This window comes from Longimicrobiales bacterium, from assembly GCA_028823235.1.
Classification (GTDB): Bacteria; Gemmatimonadota; Gemmatimonadetes; order Longimicrobiales; family Gaopeijiaceae; genus UBA2589.
Map to the genome: position 1 here is coordinate 24,424 of JAPKBW010000013.1, position 14,404 is coordinate 38,827.

At 61.4% G+C, this 14,404-nt stretch carries 14 protein-coding genes; all 14 read right to left on the minus strand.

Going from position 1 to position 14,404, the window contains the following annotated elements:
• Positions 1-5: 5 nt before the first annotated feature.
• On the minus strand, positions 6-872 hold the full coding sequence (locus OSA81_09020) for an exonuclease domain-containing protein (protein MDE0899144.1): 867 nt from the start codon (positions 870-872) through the stop codon (positions 6-8).
• The gene (locus OSA81_09025; GenBank protein MDE0899145.1) at positions 869-1,501 is read right to left on the minus strand and encodes a redox-sensing transcriptional repressor Rex; all 633 of its coding nucleotides are present in this window, start codon (positions 1,499-1,501) and stop codon (positions 869-871) included. Before OSA81_09025 ends, OSA81_09020 begins: the two co-directional genes overlap by 4 nt.
• 100 nt (positions 1,502-1,601) lie before the next feature.
• A complete protein-coding gene (gene rsmA, locus OSA81_09030; protein MDE0899146.1) occupies positions 1,602-2,429 on the minus strand; it encodes a 16S rRNA (adenine(1518)-N(6)/adenine(1519)-N(6))-dimethyltransferase RsmA in 828 nt (275 codons plus the stop codon).
• 7 nt (positions 2,430-2,436) lie between these two features.
• Positions 2,437-3,972 carry a SpoIIE family protein phosphatase gene (locus OSA81_09035; protein ID MDE0899147.1) on the minus strand — a complete coding sequence of 512 codons (1,536 nt, stop codon included), beginning with the start codon at positions 3,970-3,972 and terminating at the stop codon, positions 2,437-2,439.
• A 50-nt stretch (positions 3,973-4,022) separates the two neighbouring features.
• Entirely contained in the window at positions 4,023-4,463 is a 441-nt protein-coding gene (locus tag OSA81_09040) for an ATP-binding protein (GenBank protein ID MDE0899148.1), read from the minus strand.
• Positions 4,464-4,489: 26 nt separating this feature from the next.
• Entirely contained in the window at positions 4,490-4,822 is a 333-nt protein-coding gene (locus OSA81_09045; GenBank protein MDE0899149.1) for an STAS domain-containing protein, read from the minus strand.
• A 131-nt stretch (positions 4,823-4,953) separates the two neighbouring features.
• Entirely contained in the window at positions 4,954-5,976 is a 1,023-nt protein-coding gene (locus OSA81_09050; GenBank protein ID MDE0899150.1) for a phosphate acyltransferase, read from the minus strand.
• Complete coding sequence (gene coaD / locus OSA81_09055) at positions 5,973-6,473, minus strand: pantetheine-phosphate adenylyltransferase (GenBank protein MDE0899151.1); 501 nt, start codon at positions 6,471-6,473, stop codon at positions 5,973-5,975. The genes OSA81_09050 and coaD overlap by 4 nt, the downstream gene beginning before the upstream one ends.
• On the minus strand, positions 6,470-6,994 hold the full coding sequence (gene rsmD, locus OSA81_09060; GenBank protein MDE0899152.1) for a 16S rRNA (guanine(966)-N(2))-methyltransferase RsmD: 525 nt from the start codon (positions 6,992-6,994) through the stop codon (positions 6,470-6,472). Before rsmD ends, coaD begins: the two co-directional genes overlap by 4 nt.
• Positions 6,995-7,043: 49 nt before the next feature.
• A complete protein-coding gene (gene recJ / locus OSA81_09065) occupies positions 7,044-8,801 on the minus strand; it encodes a single-stranded-DNA-specific exonuclease RecJ (GenBank protein MDE0899153.1) in 1,758 nt (585 codons plus the stop codon).
• Entirely contained in the window at positions 8,798-9,640 is an 843-nt protein-coding gene (locus OSA81_09070) for a hypothetical protein (GenBank protein ID MDE0899154.1), read from the minus strand. Before OSA81_09070 ends, recJ begins: the two co-directional genes overlap by 4 nt.
• On the minus strand, positions 9,637-11,490 hold the full coding sequence (dnaG, locus tag OSA81_09075; GenBank protein MDE0899155.1) for a DNA primase: 1,854 nt from the start codon (positions 11,488-11,490) through the stop codon (positions 9,637-9,639). Before dnaG ends, OSA81_09070 begins: the two co-directional genes overlap by 4 nt.
• Positions 11,483-13,882 carry an endonuclease MutS2 gene (locus OSA81_09080; protein MDE0899156.1) on the minus strand — a complete coding sequence of 800 codons (2,400 nt, stop codon included), beginning with the start codon at positions 13,880-13,882 and terminating at the stop codon, positions 11,483-11,485. Before OSA81_09080 ends, dnaG begins: the two co-directional genes overlap by 8 nt.
• On the minus strand, positions 13,863-14,303 hold the full coding sequence (locus tag OSA81_09085) for a GatB/YqeY domain-containing protein (protein MDE0899157.1): 441 nt from the start codon (positions 14,301-14,303) through the stop codon (positions 13,863-13,865). Before OSA81_09085 ends, OSA81_09080 begins: the two co-directional genes overlap by 20 nt.
• Between the last annotated feature and the right edge of the window lie 101 nt (positions 14,304-14,404).

A 14,404-nucleotide genomic window follows, 5' to 3' on the forward strand; every position in this document is an offset into this window, starting at 1 on the left:
CTCGCCTATCCTTGTCTTCGTGTGGATTCGTAGCCCGGGAGATCAAGCGAATACTGCTCCGAGTCGAAGTGTTTTTTGAGTCGGTCTCTCTTGAGATACCATTGTAGCGCTTCGAGGTCTTCGATGCCCCGGCCCGCGGCTTCGTCGAGAAGCCGCAACAGCACCCGCGCAGTGGCCAGTGCATCTCCGTGCGCACGATGACGCGCGTGTATGTCGATGCCGAAGTGGCGTGTCACCTCGTCCAGGTTGCGCCGCCGCAGCGCCGGGACCAGACGTCGGCACATTCGAACCGTGCAGAGACGGGGCACGTCGGGCGCATCGCGCGAGGCACGAAGTAGCTCGCTGGACACGAAGCCCCAGTCGAATGTCGCGTTGTGGGCAACGAAGACCCGCCCTCTCAGCCTCTGGTCGATCTCGTCTGCGACATCGTCGAAGTACGGGGCAGCGCTCACCATGTCGTTGGTGATGCCGGTCAACCCAGTAATCATCGGCGGGATCGCGCGGTCCGGATTCACCAGAGTCTCGTACTCTGCCACGATTTCACCGCCAAGCACCTCGACAATCGAAATGTCCGTGATGCGGTGGCCTCGCCACGAAGCGCCGCCCGTTGTTTCGACATCGACGACCGCAAAAGGAACCGTGTCGAGAGGCGCGCCGAACGGTACCACGTTGGGGTCACGCGTCCAGATACCTTCGCCATCCACCTGAAACCGTGGGTCGGCTCCGAGGAGGTGTAAAACCGCCGTTGCGGCCGCCCCTGGATGCCTGCTGAGCCCGAGGACTTTCTTCGCGAGTTCCAGTGTGTGTGTGGGTCCGACCGCGAGTACATCCGCGGCCGAGCGGACTAGAGAGGAGTCGCCTCCCTTAGTCACCCTTCCTGCTCTTTTTGGGTAATCGAGAACGACAACGCTTCCAGCTCCATCACGAGGTTCACGTCTTCCACGGAAACCGCCGGAGGGAGGTTCAGACGAATCGGCGCGAAATTGAGTATCCCCTTCACACCCACTTCCACAGCTCGCGCTGCCATGTCTTGAGCCCCTGCTGCAGGTATCGCGAGGATGACGAGCTCGACGTCGAGTTCCGAAAGAGTGGACTCGAATTCCTCAGGTCCACGAATGGGAAGATCCCCCCACAGGCAGCCGACCTTCTCCAGGTCGGAGTCGAAGATCGCGACACACTCGTAGCCTCGAGACCGAAGGGCCGGGTATTCAAAAAGAGCGAGACCGATGCGGCCGGCCCCGACAAGGGCGACCCGCCACGTCCGATCCACGCCCAGAATCGTTCCCAGGCGTTCGCGGAGTTCTTCGACTCGATAGCCTAGTCCACGCTTCCCGAAGGAACCGAAGTGAGAGAGGTCCTTTCGAACCTGCGCTGCCGTAGTCTGACCCCGAGCCGCCAGCTCCTCACTCGAAACAGTTCCACCTTCGCCCTCAAACCCTTCAAGCGAGCGCAGATAGTGCGAAAGCCGGCGAACCGTACTGTCAGGGATCTTCTTGTTCAAAATACGCCGAGAATCCAACGTTTATGCGGTGAATCCGCTCTTGTGAAATTCTTCACGAATGTAGGAGCGGGGAGAGGCCACGGCAACGAGCGCCTGATCGCTACAGGCGCTTCGTGAGGGCCAGAGCGAAAGACAGCCGGATGAAGTCTTCTGGAGCGAGCCGCTCGGGCCGATCCATGATCTCTATCCCGGCCTGATCAACCGCGGACTCCAGGCGAGGCTCGGCAACCTCAAGGTCGGGGTGATCGCGAAGAATCTTACCCAGCTGCTTGCGCCGCCACTGGAAGGCGGCTCGCACAAGTCGACGAAGGGCCTCCTCCTCTGCAGCTTCAAGAGGAGCGGGTAAGAATGGAGTGATCCGGATGATGGCCGAGTCGACGCCCGGTACAGGCCGGAACGCGCCGCGACGAACTCGAAACAGCTTCTCGACCTTCGCCACACTTCGAATACCGACGGAAAGCGCGCCGTACGCCTTGGAACCAACAGGCGCCACAATCCGGTCCGCGACCTCCCCTTGGATCATCAGGACGATGCGACGTGGTCGCGGCCGCTGGAGAAGGCGAAAGATGATCGGGGTCGTGATGTTGTAGGGGATGTTGCCAATCACCAAAGTCTCGTCGGGCCGATGCAGGTGCTCGTCCAGCGGGACCTTGAGGACATCGCCGTGGACAATCTCAACTGACGGCTCGTCCACGTAGCGAGACACAAGAATGCTGGCAAGATCATCGTCGAGTTCTACGGCTACGACCCGGCCTGCCTTTTCGACCAGGTGAGAGGTCAGCGCACCCTGCCCCGGGCCGATCTCGAGTACCTCATCGCCTGGCCCAACTTCGAGCGCGCGCACAATCTTCCGTTGCAGGTTCGGATCGACCAGAAAATTCTGGCCCAGCGACTTCTTCGCTCGTGCGTAGGACGGCTGCTGGCTCACACGCGTATCAGCTCGGCCGTCGGCCTCGGACGACGAGGGCCGTGCGGTCGTCGCCGAGTGTCGATAGATGTGCATCGGGCGACAGTTCGAAGAGCGACTCGATAATCTCCGGTGGACTGCGGAAGCGGTACTCGATCACAGCGTCGAGAACCTGCGACTCGCCATTCTTGAGGCCTCGCGTTGGAAGGGTATCGGACAGGCCGTCGGTAAACAGAAACAGGAGGTCCTCCTGTTCGCTCCAGACAACGCTCTCTTCCCCATAGGAATCCGGCCCTGCAAACCCGAGCGGCGGATCGGTCGCGGTGAGTCGCTCCGGCGTCCCATCCTTTCGGATTGCGAACGCATGAGGGTGGCCGGCGTTTGCGTATGTGAGGACCCCTGCGGCTGGATCGATCACGCCATAGAACACGGTGAGAAACATTTCGGTGTTTGCGAGCTCCTCCGCCAGAGCATCATCGAGTTTCCGCAGAACCTGGGCGGGCGACTCTGCTTCCCGAGCGTAGATGCCCGCGGCGCTCATGGTCAGCGTCATGATCAGTGCCGACGGGAACCCGTGGAGAGACACGTCACCAAGCATCACGCCGACTCGCCCGCCCGGCAGCTCGAAAAGCTGGTAGAAATCGCCCCCGACCTGTTCCGTGGGCTGAACCCGACCGGCTGCATCAGCCGCCTCGAAACGCTCAGCGACCGGCAGCAGCTTCATCTGAAGATCATGCGCCAGCTCCATCTCTTTTGCCATGCGAGCCGAAGATAGACTCTCCTGAACGAGCCGGTGATTCTCGATCGCAGCACCAATCTGAGACGCGATCGCCGCCAGTAGTTTTTGATTCGCAGGGCTGAACTTCCCTCCGTCGAGCCGCCCGATGAGGTTGATGACTCCGACCGTCCTTGACCTCCCGGTCCCCGGCGAATAGCGAATGGGAACAGAGAGGAATGAATCCCCCCCGGCTCTAGCGGCGCGTTTCTTCGAGTTCGGCTGACGGGAGGCGATAATGGAGCGGCCCTCTCGAAAGACCATCGAGGTGATGGTATCAGGATCATCGGGCGACAACGGGCCAGACCGCCCATCATCACCGACCTCTGCCGCGAGGTGGAGTTCATCGTCGGCAGACTCGTGCACCCAGAGCGAACCCCGCTTGGCACCCATGACGTCCCGGACTTCGCCCAAAATCATGGCGGCCCCGGTATCCATATCGAGCGTGGACCCGAGCGTTTCGCTGATCGAGTAGAGGAGATTGATCTCTTCGAATCGCTCCGAAAGCTCGGTGGTGAAGAAGTCGACCTCGCGAGTATGCGCGAAGCCCTGCACCAGTGCAGGGGTCAGAGCTGCGGACACTGCCTCTGTAGCACCTCCCGTGGCCGCCAGAACTTGAAGCTCAAGTTCGGCTCCAAGGTGAGGCACGATCGTGGAGGACGTCGGTGGAGCCTCGCCGTGCTCGGCACCCGCCGATTGGTACAGGACCTCGTCAGCTGCGCCCATCTCCCCGGCGGGGACAATGATGCGTAGTGTGGCTCCAAACGCTTCTTCGAAGTGCTGAAGCATCGAAAGGACCGGTTCCGGCAACGCCCCAAGGACGAGCCGGTCCGGAGTACTCAAGCCTGGGCGCCGCCTTCGAGGGCGCTGCCCGAGTCGAGCCGAAGAACCAGCGTCACCTCGTTACCGCGGTCGTTGTGCCAGACTTCATCCAGTAGCTGCCGCATGAGGAACAGGCCACGGCCGCAAGGTCGACTCACATTTTCCGGCCGTGTCGGGTCAGGTATCGACGCAGGGTCGAAGCCCGCTCCCTGGTCACGCACTGTAGCCTTGAGGCGACCCGACTCGATCGTCACTTCCAGTGTCACGCTCTGCGAAGGATCTTTGATGTTGCCATAAAGCATCGCGTTCGACAACGCCTCCGTGAGCCCGACCCGGAAGTTTAGATTCAGCTTACGCCCCTGCTCCAGACAACCGGAACAGCGGCCCATGACGAAATCAACCGCGCCCTCGATCGACTGAACGTCGGTCGGAAGCTCAAGTACGAGGTCCTTATCCATGCCGCCTGTCACGGCCCGAATTGACCTCAAAATCCCTCGAGTGCCTCTTCCTTGTTGTCCGTGATCCGGAATAGCGTATCGAGCTTCGTGAGCTCAAAAAGCATCCGCAGATCCTCGTTGAGACTCGAAAGGCGGAGCTCTCCGCCCTGTTCCCGAATCTTCTTCGAAAGGCTGACCAGAACTCCAAGACCCGACGAGTCGATGTAATCGGTGTTGGAAAAATCGATGACAAACTTCATGTCACCACCTTCTAGTTGCTCAAGCACCCGCTGCTTGAGCAACTGACGGTTACCGACAATGAGTTGGCCCTCGACCTCGATGAGCGTGACCTCGCTGCTCTTCGACACCTGAAAGCTCATGGATTTGTCGCTCCTCGCGTGTGGTAAGGGGAGGCGCAAGCCAGAGAGGGCACGCCCCATCTCCCGATCAGCATCGGTAATAATAAAAAGGAAACAAATGAACAGGCAAGGAAGTCGTCCGCATACATTTGCTATTCGCACATCAACGCAGTGATACAGGCGACCTGCACGATGTCTGCGGCGGCAGCGCCACGCGAAAGATCATTGAACGGGCGAGCCAGTCCCTGCAGAATCGGACCTAGTGCCTCAGCGCCTCCGAGGTACTGGACGAGCTTGTAGGCGATATTCGCGGCACCAAGGTCTGGAAAGACGAGCACGTTCGCCCGTCCCCTCAGCGGCGAATTCGGCGCCTTTCGCTCAGATACAGCAGCCGAGAGCGCTGCGTCGCCCTGCAGTTCACCATCTGCCATCACTTCGGGCATACGCTGGAGGAACAGCGTGAGGGCCTCCCTAACCTTGGCGACCGAGTCCCCTTCAGCTGATCCGTGCGTCGAATAGGACAGGAAGGCAACTCGAGGCTCGTCACCGACGATCTTCGAGCGCGCCGAGGCGGCCGAGACCGCGATATCGCTCAAGCGTGCTGCATCGGGGTCGGGCACGACGCCGGCGTCGGTGAAGGTCAGGACAGATGGCCCCGCATGGTGTTCGTGGCCGAACACCATGTAGAAGGCGGAGCTGAGCGTGCTGATCCCCTCGGCCAGACCTACGCAAACGAGTCCCGCCCGAACGACCTCCGCCGTGGGCCGCACGCAGCCTGCGACGGCTCCGTCGACGACACCTGTGGCAACAAGCGAAGCCGCCTGCATCAACGGGTCCTCGGCCATCGTATTCAGCGCAGATTCGCTGTCGCCCCGCCCTGCCCTCCGACACTGCACATGTGCCAGCGTGCTCGCACGCAAATCATTGGCGTCCGAGTCCATGATTTTTACGGCCGACAGGTCGGCACCGGCGACGGAAAGTCCTTCGTTCAGCGTCTGTGCGTCGCCCATTAGAACCGGAACGACGAGTCGCTCGCGGGAGAGTTCAGCAACGGCGCGCTGTACTCTCGGGTCATCGGACTCCGGGAAGACGATGTGGCGCACTCGCGCAGCCGCACGCGAGCGGAGCGACGTCCGGAAGTCGGCGGAGGCAGGTACGCCGGCACCCGCGGTCATCCGGCGAATTTCTGCTCCAGCTCAGCCAATACAGACGAGGAGACGAAACTCGACACGTCCCCGCCAAGAGCTGCGACTTCTCGTACGAGTGAGGACGAGATAAACGAATGATGAACCTCGGGCACCAGAAACAGCGTCTCCAGTTCGGATCGGAGCTCCTGGTTCATCTGCGCCATCTGGAGCTCGTACTCGAAATCAGACACCGCTCTCAGACCACGAATGACGAGATGTGCGCCCTGTGCCTCGGCGAAATCGACGGTCAATCCGGAGAACGGAATCGCTCGAATTCGCGGTTCCTCCCGAAACACCTCCGAGATGAGGGCCACTCGTTCGTCGACCGAAAAGAGGCCACGCTTCGATTCTGTGCTCGTGTGAGCGACAGCCACGATGACTTCGTCAGCGACCCGGAGGCCACGTCGCACGATGTCTTCGTGCCCGCGTGTGATTGGGTCGAAAGAGCCCGGGTAAAGGGCGATGATCGGGTTGGGTCGGCTCATGGGTCGCGCAGGAGGGTCGTGATGGCAGTATCCCCGTAGCGACGGGTCTTCACGCCGGGTGGCAGGGGCAACTCTTCGCGAAAAGGATGCTCCAACCAGAGTTCCTTGGCAAACGGCTGCTCGCGAAACAGTTCAACCAGTCGAGAGGCGGCCCCTGTAGAATAGGGTGGATCAGCGAGGGCCAGGTCCGCTGGTACGGTCAGCCGAGAGAGGAAGCGAAAGACATCATCTCCTACAACCACACACTCGTCGCGAGCTCTGAGTTGATCCACGTTGGCCCGAATCACATCGAGCGACTTTCGGGCCTGCTCGACACACGTGACCGAGCGGGCTCCTCGACTCAGTGCCTCGAGGCCCAGCGCACCGGAGCCGGAGAACAGATCCAGCACGGAGGCGTCATGCAGTCGTGGCCCCAGGGCGGACATCCACGCCTCGCGCACGCGATCGGTCGTGGGCCGAACATCGCGCCCCTTGAGCGGTCGGAGGCTATGCCCCTTCCATTGGCCCGCAATGATTCTCAACAAGTCCTCCCCGAAGAGCATAGCTGCCGTGGGCAACAATGCTTCCTATTCACGCGGAAGCCGAGAGTCTGAGGTCGGCCAGTTTCGCTTGGGCGGTGACCCGCCCCCGCCACTCGTTCTTCTCAAGACGAAAAATCACGTCGTAGGCACCGTCTCCTATGGACTCGGGCGCGTGTCGATCGGAGAGACCGAATCCGATCGCCTCCAGCATGCCCTCGCCCTTTCGTAGCGTGGCCTTCAGGTGGTTCTTGCCTACCGTGTGGGCGCCGGTGACATAGATGTGCTTGGCTACGAACAGCGGTCCAGGATTCCCCATACCATGGGGACCGAGGTAGCCGAGCCAATGGATCAGCTGAACATTGATTTGAGCGAAGTCGATCTCGATGTCGGGCCGCAGCACGGGGCGTGGATTCTCATCACCCAGCCGGGCTGACGCCGCCTGATTGAACGCATCCCTGAACGCTGGTAGTGCCTCGGGGAGAAGGTCCATGCCGGCTGCCTGCTTGTGGCCACCAAACCGTTCGAGGTGTTCCGAACAATCGGACAGAGCCTCGTACAGATGAAAACCGGAGATCGAGCGCGCGCTGCCACGTGCGAATTCGTCGCCAAGGGCCACCACGACCACCGGGCGATAGACTCGCTCGACTACACGGGAAGCCACGATGCCGATGACACCCGGATGCCAGCCAGTTCCCGCCACGACGACGCCTCTGTGGACGGCCGGGTCATACCAAGACTCGAGGTCCAGCAGAGCCTCTTCAAACATCCGCTGATCTTCTTCGCGTCTTTCTCGATTCGTTTCATCGAGCTGCCGGGCCATCCGCGTGGCTTCCTTCTCATCCTCGACGAGAAGCATCTCCAATGCATCGGCAGAATCGCCGATGCGACCCGCGGCATTGATCCGTGGCGCTAACTGAAAGCCGAGATGTCCTGCATTGATCTGGTCGATCTCGACCTTCGCGACCTTCGCCAAGGCGCGAATACCGGTCACTTGCGTCTTGCGAAACGTCTTCAAACCGAAGTGCACCAGCACTCGATTCTCACCGTCCAACGGCACGAGGTCCGCTACGGTTGCGAGGGCTACGAGATCGAGAAGCCCGAACAACGACTCCGCATCGACACCGAGCTGGACTGCAACCAGTTCCGCGACCCGAAACGCCAATCCCGTGCCACACAGTCCCTTCTCAGGATACGGACAATCCGACCGCTGGGGGTTCACCACAGCGTACGCGTCCGGAAGCGCCTCGCTCACCATGTGATGGTCAGTAACGATCACCTCGAGGCCAGCTTCATTCGCGCTCGCCACAGTTTCATGGGCGACGGTGCCGCAATCGGCGGTGACGATCAGTCGGGCATCCGCCGCAATCGCGGCGGCAAGGCCTGATGCAGAAAAATCGTAGCCGTCCCGAACCCTGTGCGGCACGAACGGCACGACATCCCCGCCGATGCTTCTGAGCCAGCGGGTGAGGAGCGCCGTCGCACAAATACCATCGACGTCATAGTCGCCGTGAACAAAGATGCGTTCTCCATCCCGAACCGCTTGGGCGATTCTGCTGGCCGCTCGAACGCCATCGGCGAGCTCAGCTGGATCGCCCAGGTGCTCCCACTTGGGGCGAAGGTGTCGCTTCGCCTGCTCAGGATCAACATACCCCCGGGCGGCGAGCACCGTACACACGGCCCCTGGAAGCCTTAGTTCCTTCTCAAGCAGGGCCACCGCAGACGCGGCGGGCGCTTCGGGCTCCATCCATCGCGGCGACGGGGCGTGAAGACGCGAATGCTCGCTCCCCGAACGCCCGGCCTGGGTCACTCCGCTTCTTTGTCCTCGTCGGCACCGACGGCCGATGTCTCGTCGGACTCCGCAGCGGCCTCTCCTGTTCCTTCAGAATCGGCCGGGCCGGCGTCCTCAGTCATCTCCTCTTCCGCACCTTCTTCAACCGGATCCGGTGCCGCCAGAATCACGCCGCAGGCCTCACACCGAATGAGAGTTTCGCTGTGCCGAATGTCATTCTGATGCTGTAGCGGCACGATCCCAAAGCAGTGGGCGCACGCACCGTCCTGGGTGAGCTCAGCGACCGCCGCACGGCGTCCGTCACCTCGGATCGCATCGTAGATCTTGAGTTCCCGCGGATCCATGCCATCCGTAAACACATCGCGCTCACTCTGCATGGACACGCGATCGGCTTTCGCTGTCTCACGCTCAGCGAGCAACTCGGCCTTACGCGGCTCCCAGATGCCCCTGGCCTCAGCCAGAGCAGCTTCGAGTTCAGTTACTCGATCTTCACCCTTCCGAACCGAGTCAATCAGGTTGAGCGCCTCTCCTTCGTCACTCTCGAGAGAGCGCCGCATCATCTCGAGTTCTGCACTCACCGCAGCCTCCTCGCGGAGATTCCGCACCCCATTGAGACGCTCCTCGAGCTGACGAAGGCGTTCGCCCTTGTCCACGCTTGAAAGCTCCAAACGGGCTTCTTCGAGCTTCATCTCAGTCGCTCGTTTCCGAGCGGTGTTGAGTTCGCTCTCGAGGAGCAGTGCCGGCTCCTCCGCCGCTTCGAAAAGTGGATCGAACTCGCGGATCGCCTGGCGGGCCCCCTGAATCCGGATGTCCAGTTTCTGGAGTTCCTTGAGTGCGGTGCGGCGCTGCTGCGTCATCTGCTCGATTCGTTCGGGTTTCGATTGACCGGGTCTCGGCGCATCGCCGATGCCCAGTAATTGGGGTCCAACGTCCTCAGTTCCGCGGCGAGCTTCGTCTTGTTCGACATCAACTCCAGCTTCTCCTCTTCACCCGCCGCAGCCTCAATCTGTCGCTGAAGGTCCTGGACACGGCGGTCGAGGGCCAGCACACGAATTCGATTCACTGACTCGGTGAAGACATTGATCCCGTGCGAGAGCTCTTCCTGGTCCGCGAGAATCTCCTCGAACCTCTGGGCAGCCACGAAATCCATGGCCACTGGTGGAGCGCGCACCTCGGGGTCTTCGAGAAGCACCTCAAAGATGGCTCTGTGGTATGAATCTTCAAAGTCCTCCGGCGATATGACTTCGGCGGCTCGCTCCACCCACTCGACGCCACGTACCATCACCTTCAGTAGCTGTGGCTCGGCGCCCATGTTCCTTATCGCCGGCCTCAGGCTCGGTGGGGCGCTTGGCGCAGGCCTCGACATGCCTCGATTGCCATGCTCGGCTCGCGTGCCTTGTCGGCCGTGATTCAGTCGCTCCCGCTCCATCTCCGCCTCTAGAGTTTCTCTCCGTACCCCGGTCATCTCGGCAGCTCGCGCCACATACATATCCCGCAGCGACGGGTCTGTGGCGGCACGGAGCGTGGGGAGAAGCTTGTCGACCGCCATTCGCTTGCGTTCGATCGAAGCGAAATAGTTGCCCGCCTGCAGGATCTGGATCTTCCGATCGAGGACATCGATGGCGTCTCCAATCATCTGGGCCATCGCAACCGAACCGTTGGAGCGTACGTAGGTGTCGGGGTCCTCTCCTTCTGGAAGACTGACCACCGCAGGGCGCAGACCGGCCTCGAGCAAGATGTCGCCGTTCTTGAACGTCGCCTTGAGACCCGCCTTGTCAGAATCGAAGAGGAGAACAACGCGAGTCGTGTAACGCGTCAGCCTGACCGCCTGGGCCTCCGTCAGGGCCGTGCCGAGCTGGGCAACGACATTTTCGAAGCCCGCGGCCGCAAGGGAGACGGCATCCATATACCCCTCGACTACGAGAGCGCACTTCTCGAGACGAATCGTATTCTTCGCCCAAGAAAGCCCGTAGAGATTCTTACCTTTCTCGTAGATGGGGGTCTCTGGCGAGTTGATGTACTTCGGCGCGTCTCCTTCCAGGATCCGGCCCCCAAAACCGATGACCTTTCCACCCAGGGACTCGATCGGGAACATGACCCGTCCGCGGAATCCGTCGTAGGGCTCCTTGCTCTTCTCACTCTTCTTGAGCAACCCGGATACCAGCATCACCTCTTCGTCGAAGCCATGTACCAGGGCGGCCTCCCGAAAGGCACGCCACTCGTCAGGCGCATAACCGATCCCAAACCGTTCAGCGGTCGCCGCGTCGACCCCTCGGTTCTCGAGATAACTCCTCGCCGTAGCCCCCACATCCTCTGCGAGGAGCTGCTCGCGGAACCACGACTGGGCGAAGGCAGCGATCTCGTAGTACGGGCGGTCAGGGTCATCCTCGGGCCGCACTCGGTGCTCGCGGCGCACCTCGACTCCGACACGCCCTGCTACGTGCTCCACAGCCTCGACGAAGTCCATGCCCAGGTGCTCCATAACGAAATCGAAGACACTGCCCGACTTGCCACAGCCAAAGCACTTGTAGAAGCCCTTGTCCGGTACGACGTAAAAACTGGCCGTCTTCTCATCATGGAACGGGCAACACGCCTTGAACTCTCGGCCGGCCTTCTTCAGCGATACCGAGTCGCCAACGATGTCGACGAGGTCGGCTCTCTCCCGCACCTCGTCGATGATGCTCTGCGGAATCAGGCCGTCAGCCACGGAAAACCGCCACCGTTACGCCAGCCCCACCCTCGGTCGGGCCACCCATACGGAAATCCCGGACGCGCGCATCGTTGGAGAGGACTTCGCTAACGCGCTGTCGGAGAGCCCCCGTCCCCTTCCCGTGAATAATCCGAAGTTGCTCGAGGTCCTCGAACACGGCGTCGTCGAGGGCTCGATCCAGGGCGAGCCCCAGCTCATCCACGCGCATGCCCCGCATATCCACTTCGATGCGTGCCTGTTTCGTCGGCGGACCCGACCACCCGCCTCCCCGTTTCGCTGGCCCCGGCAAATCAATCGGTTCGAGGTCCGCCGCTGGCACCTCCAGTCGGAGCCCCCCGACCACAAGCTGGACACGATCGCCGCGTACGCTGACGACCTTTCCGCGGGCGCCGCTCGCTCTCACACGAACGGACTCGCCAGTGGTCGGAGCTGCACCCGAATGCCGTCCTTTCTTGGACCTCGTCAGCTTCGCGCGATCGACTTTCTGACGACCGGCGGCCTTTTCAACACGCCTCCGTGCCTCTTTCGAAGCCTCATCCAATGATGCACCAGCGTCGACCGCTCTCTTCAAATCCGCGATCGCAGACTCGACCTCGTTCCGTGCGTCCATGAGGAGACGACGCGCGTCGGCACGCGCTCGGTCCTCGGCGCTGCGTTCGGCTTTCTTGACGGTCAGTTCCCGGCTCTCAACGTCCGATTTCTGACGTTCGGTCTGTATGCGCTCGATCGCGAGCTCGGCTAGAAGACGCTCGACCTCATTTTCCTGCTGGTCGAGGCGTGCAAGGACGTCCTCCATACTGGCGGCACCCTCGTCGCGATATGTGTCAGCTCGGTCGAGTACCTGTCCGGGGAATCCGAGACGTCTGGCGATCGCCAGACCGAAGCTCCTGCCCGGACGCCCCTTAATGAGTCGGTACGTGGGCTCCATCCGGTCGGTATCGAACTGGAGTGACGCATTCACGATGCCACTGCCCGGAGCATCCAGCTGCTTCAGCTCGCCGAGGTGGGATGAGGCGAGTGTCGTCGCGCCTCGAAAGACGAGCTCTTCGAGTACAGCTCGTGAGAGCGCAGCCCCTTCGGACGGGTCCGTGCCCGTGCCCATCTCGTCGATGAGCACCAGGGACCGCGCGTCTGCTTCGCCGACGAGCGCAGAAAGATTTGCGAGGTGTGCAGAAAAGGTCGACAGGCTTTGGGAGATCGACTGCCCATCTCCGATATCCGCAAAAAAAGAACCAAAGACCGGGAGCTTTGTCCCATCACCTACAGGCGGAACGATCCCGCTTTGTGCGAGCGCAGAAATGAGGCCGGTGGCCTTTAAAAATACGCTCTTCCCTCCGGTGTTGGGTCCAGAAATGACGAGGCATCGCTCGTCTCCTTCGATCACCAGATCATAGGGCACGACCGGACCCTCCCCGGCTTCGATCAGAAGAGGGTGGCGAGCCTCATAGAGTTCGATCCCAGAAGGGTCGCCTGAAATCACTCGCGGGGGCGTCCCTCCCCAGGCGTTGGCTGTTCGAGCGCGTGCATAGAGGCTGTCAAAGTCTGACAGCGCCTCAAATGCGCCCATGATCTCGTCGCGGTCTGGCGAAAGCCGTTCGGTCATTTGACCAAGCACGCGACGAACCTCCCGGTTCTCGGCACGCTCGAGGTCCCGGAGCTGATTCATCGCCTCCTGCGCCATTGGAGGTTCGACGAAGAGAGTGGCTCCTGTTTGGGACTCATCATGAATGATCCCTCCGACTTCACCCTTCCCCTCGCGGCGCACCGGAACGACATACCGACCCTCACGGATCGTGACCGACGCGTCCGGCACGAGGAAACGGTCCGGCAGATTCGCCATGTACTTCTCGAGGCTGCGCACGATGCGAGCGTGTGCACCCCTCAACTGATCCCGAATCTTCTTCAGCTCAGGGGAAGCCGTGCTCAACACGGTGCCATCGACATCGACGCATCGCTCGATCGCCTTCTCCAGCTCACGCCGCTCAAAGAGACGATCGGTGGTCGTCGCGAGCTCAGGGTAGCCGCCGGGGTGCGCCGACATCTCCTTGAGAAGGAGTCGCGTGGACGAAAGCAGCACTCCAATCCGAAAGATCCCGATCGGGTCCAGAACCGCGCCGTCGACAACGAGTTGCGCGAGCTCATTCCGAACGTCTGGAATCGCCCCCGGTCCCCACGAAGATGTCGCGTCAAGGAAACGCATCGCAGCTGCCACGCGGCTCAGTTCACGGACGATCGACTCTGCGTTGTCACGTGGGCGGAGCGCCAACACGCGCGCGCGGCCGACGTCGCTCGACGCACGGCGGGCCACATGCTCGAGGACACGCTCGAACTCCAGAACTTCGAGCGCGTGCCCGCTCATCGCGAGACGATCACCCCGCCAGCTCCTCACGCACGATCCGGTTGGCAGCCTTCCCGTCGAAGCGACCCCGAATTCGCGGCATCACCTGCCCCATCAGTGCGCCCATCTGATCGACACCGGAGTCGATCAACTCGCGGACCACAGCGCGCACGGCATCCTCCGTCATGCCCTCAGGAAGGTATTCGGCAAGCACCGCCGCCTGAGCGTCTTCATTGTCTGCCAGCTCGCCACGGTCCGCTTCTCGCATCTGTTCAGAAGCGTCTTTTCGTTGCTTGATTCCACGCGACACGACCTGCATCACACCGTCGTCGTCGATCTCTTCCTTGGTATTGATTTCCACGTTCCGGACCTCGGAAATCGCGGTCGAGATCACGAGTGTGCGAAGCTTATCCCGGTCTTTGCGGGCGGCGTTGAGATCGTTCTGGAGACGTGTCTTGAGTTCGCTGGCCACGGCGGGATCACCTCAGAGCTTCGGTTCTCGTTCGGGGGAGTGAAGCTATCGTCGAAAGGAGCACCAATCAACGCGAACACGATCGGCAGGGGCAGTCAGCC

Excerpts from the sequence above, each read along its gene's own strand:
- OSA81_09035 (MDE0899147.1), bottom strand. The coding sequence starts at position 3,972 with ATGCTTCAGCACTTCGAAGAAGCGTTTGGAGCCACACTACGCATCATT.
- OSA81_09040 (MDE0899148.1), bottom strand. The coding sequence starts at position 4,463 with ATGGATAAGGACCTCGTACTTGAGCTTCCGACCGACGTTCAGTCGATC.
- OSA81_09045 (MDE0899149.1), bottom strand. The coding sequence starts at position 4,822 with ATGAGCTTTCAGGTGTCGAAGAGCAGCGAGGTCACGCTCATCGAGGTC.
- OSA81_09050 (MDE0899150.1), bottom strand. The coding sequence starts at position 5,976 with ATGACCGCGGGTGCCGGCGTACCTGCCTCCGCCGACTTCCGGACGTCG.
- coaD (MDE0899151.1), bottom strand. The coding sequence starts at position 6,473 with ATGAGCCGACCCAACCCGATCATCGCCCTTTACCCGGGCTCTTTCGAC.
- OSA81_09070 (MDE0899154.1), bottom strand. The coding sequence starts at position 9,640 with ATGACGCAGCAGCGCCGCACCGCACTCAAGGAACTCCAGAAACTGGAC.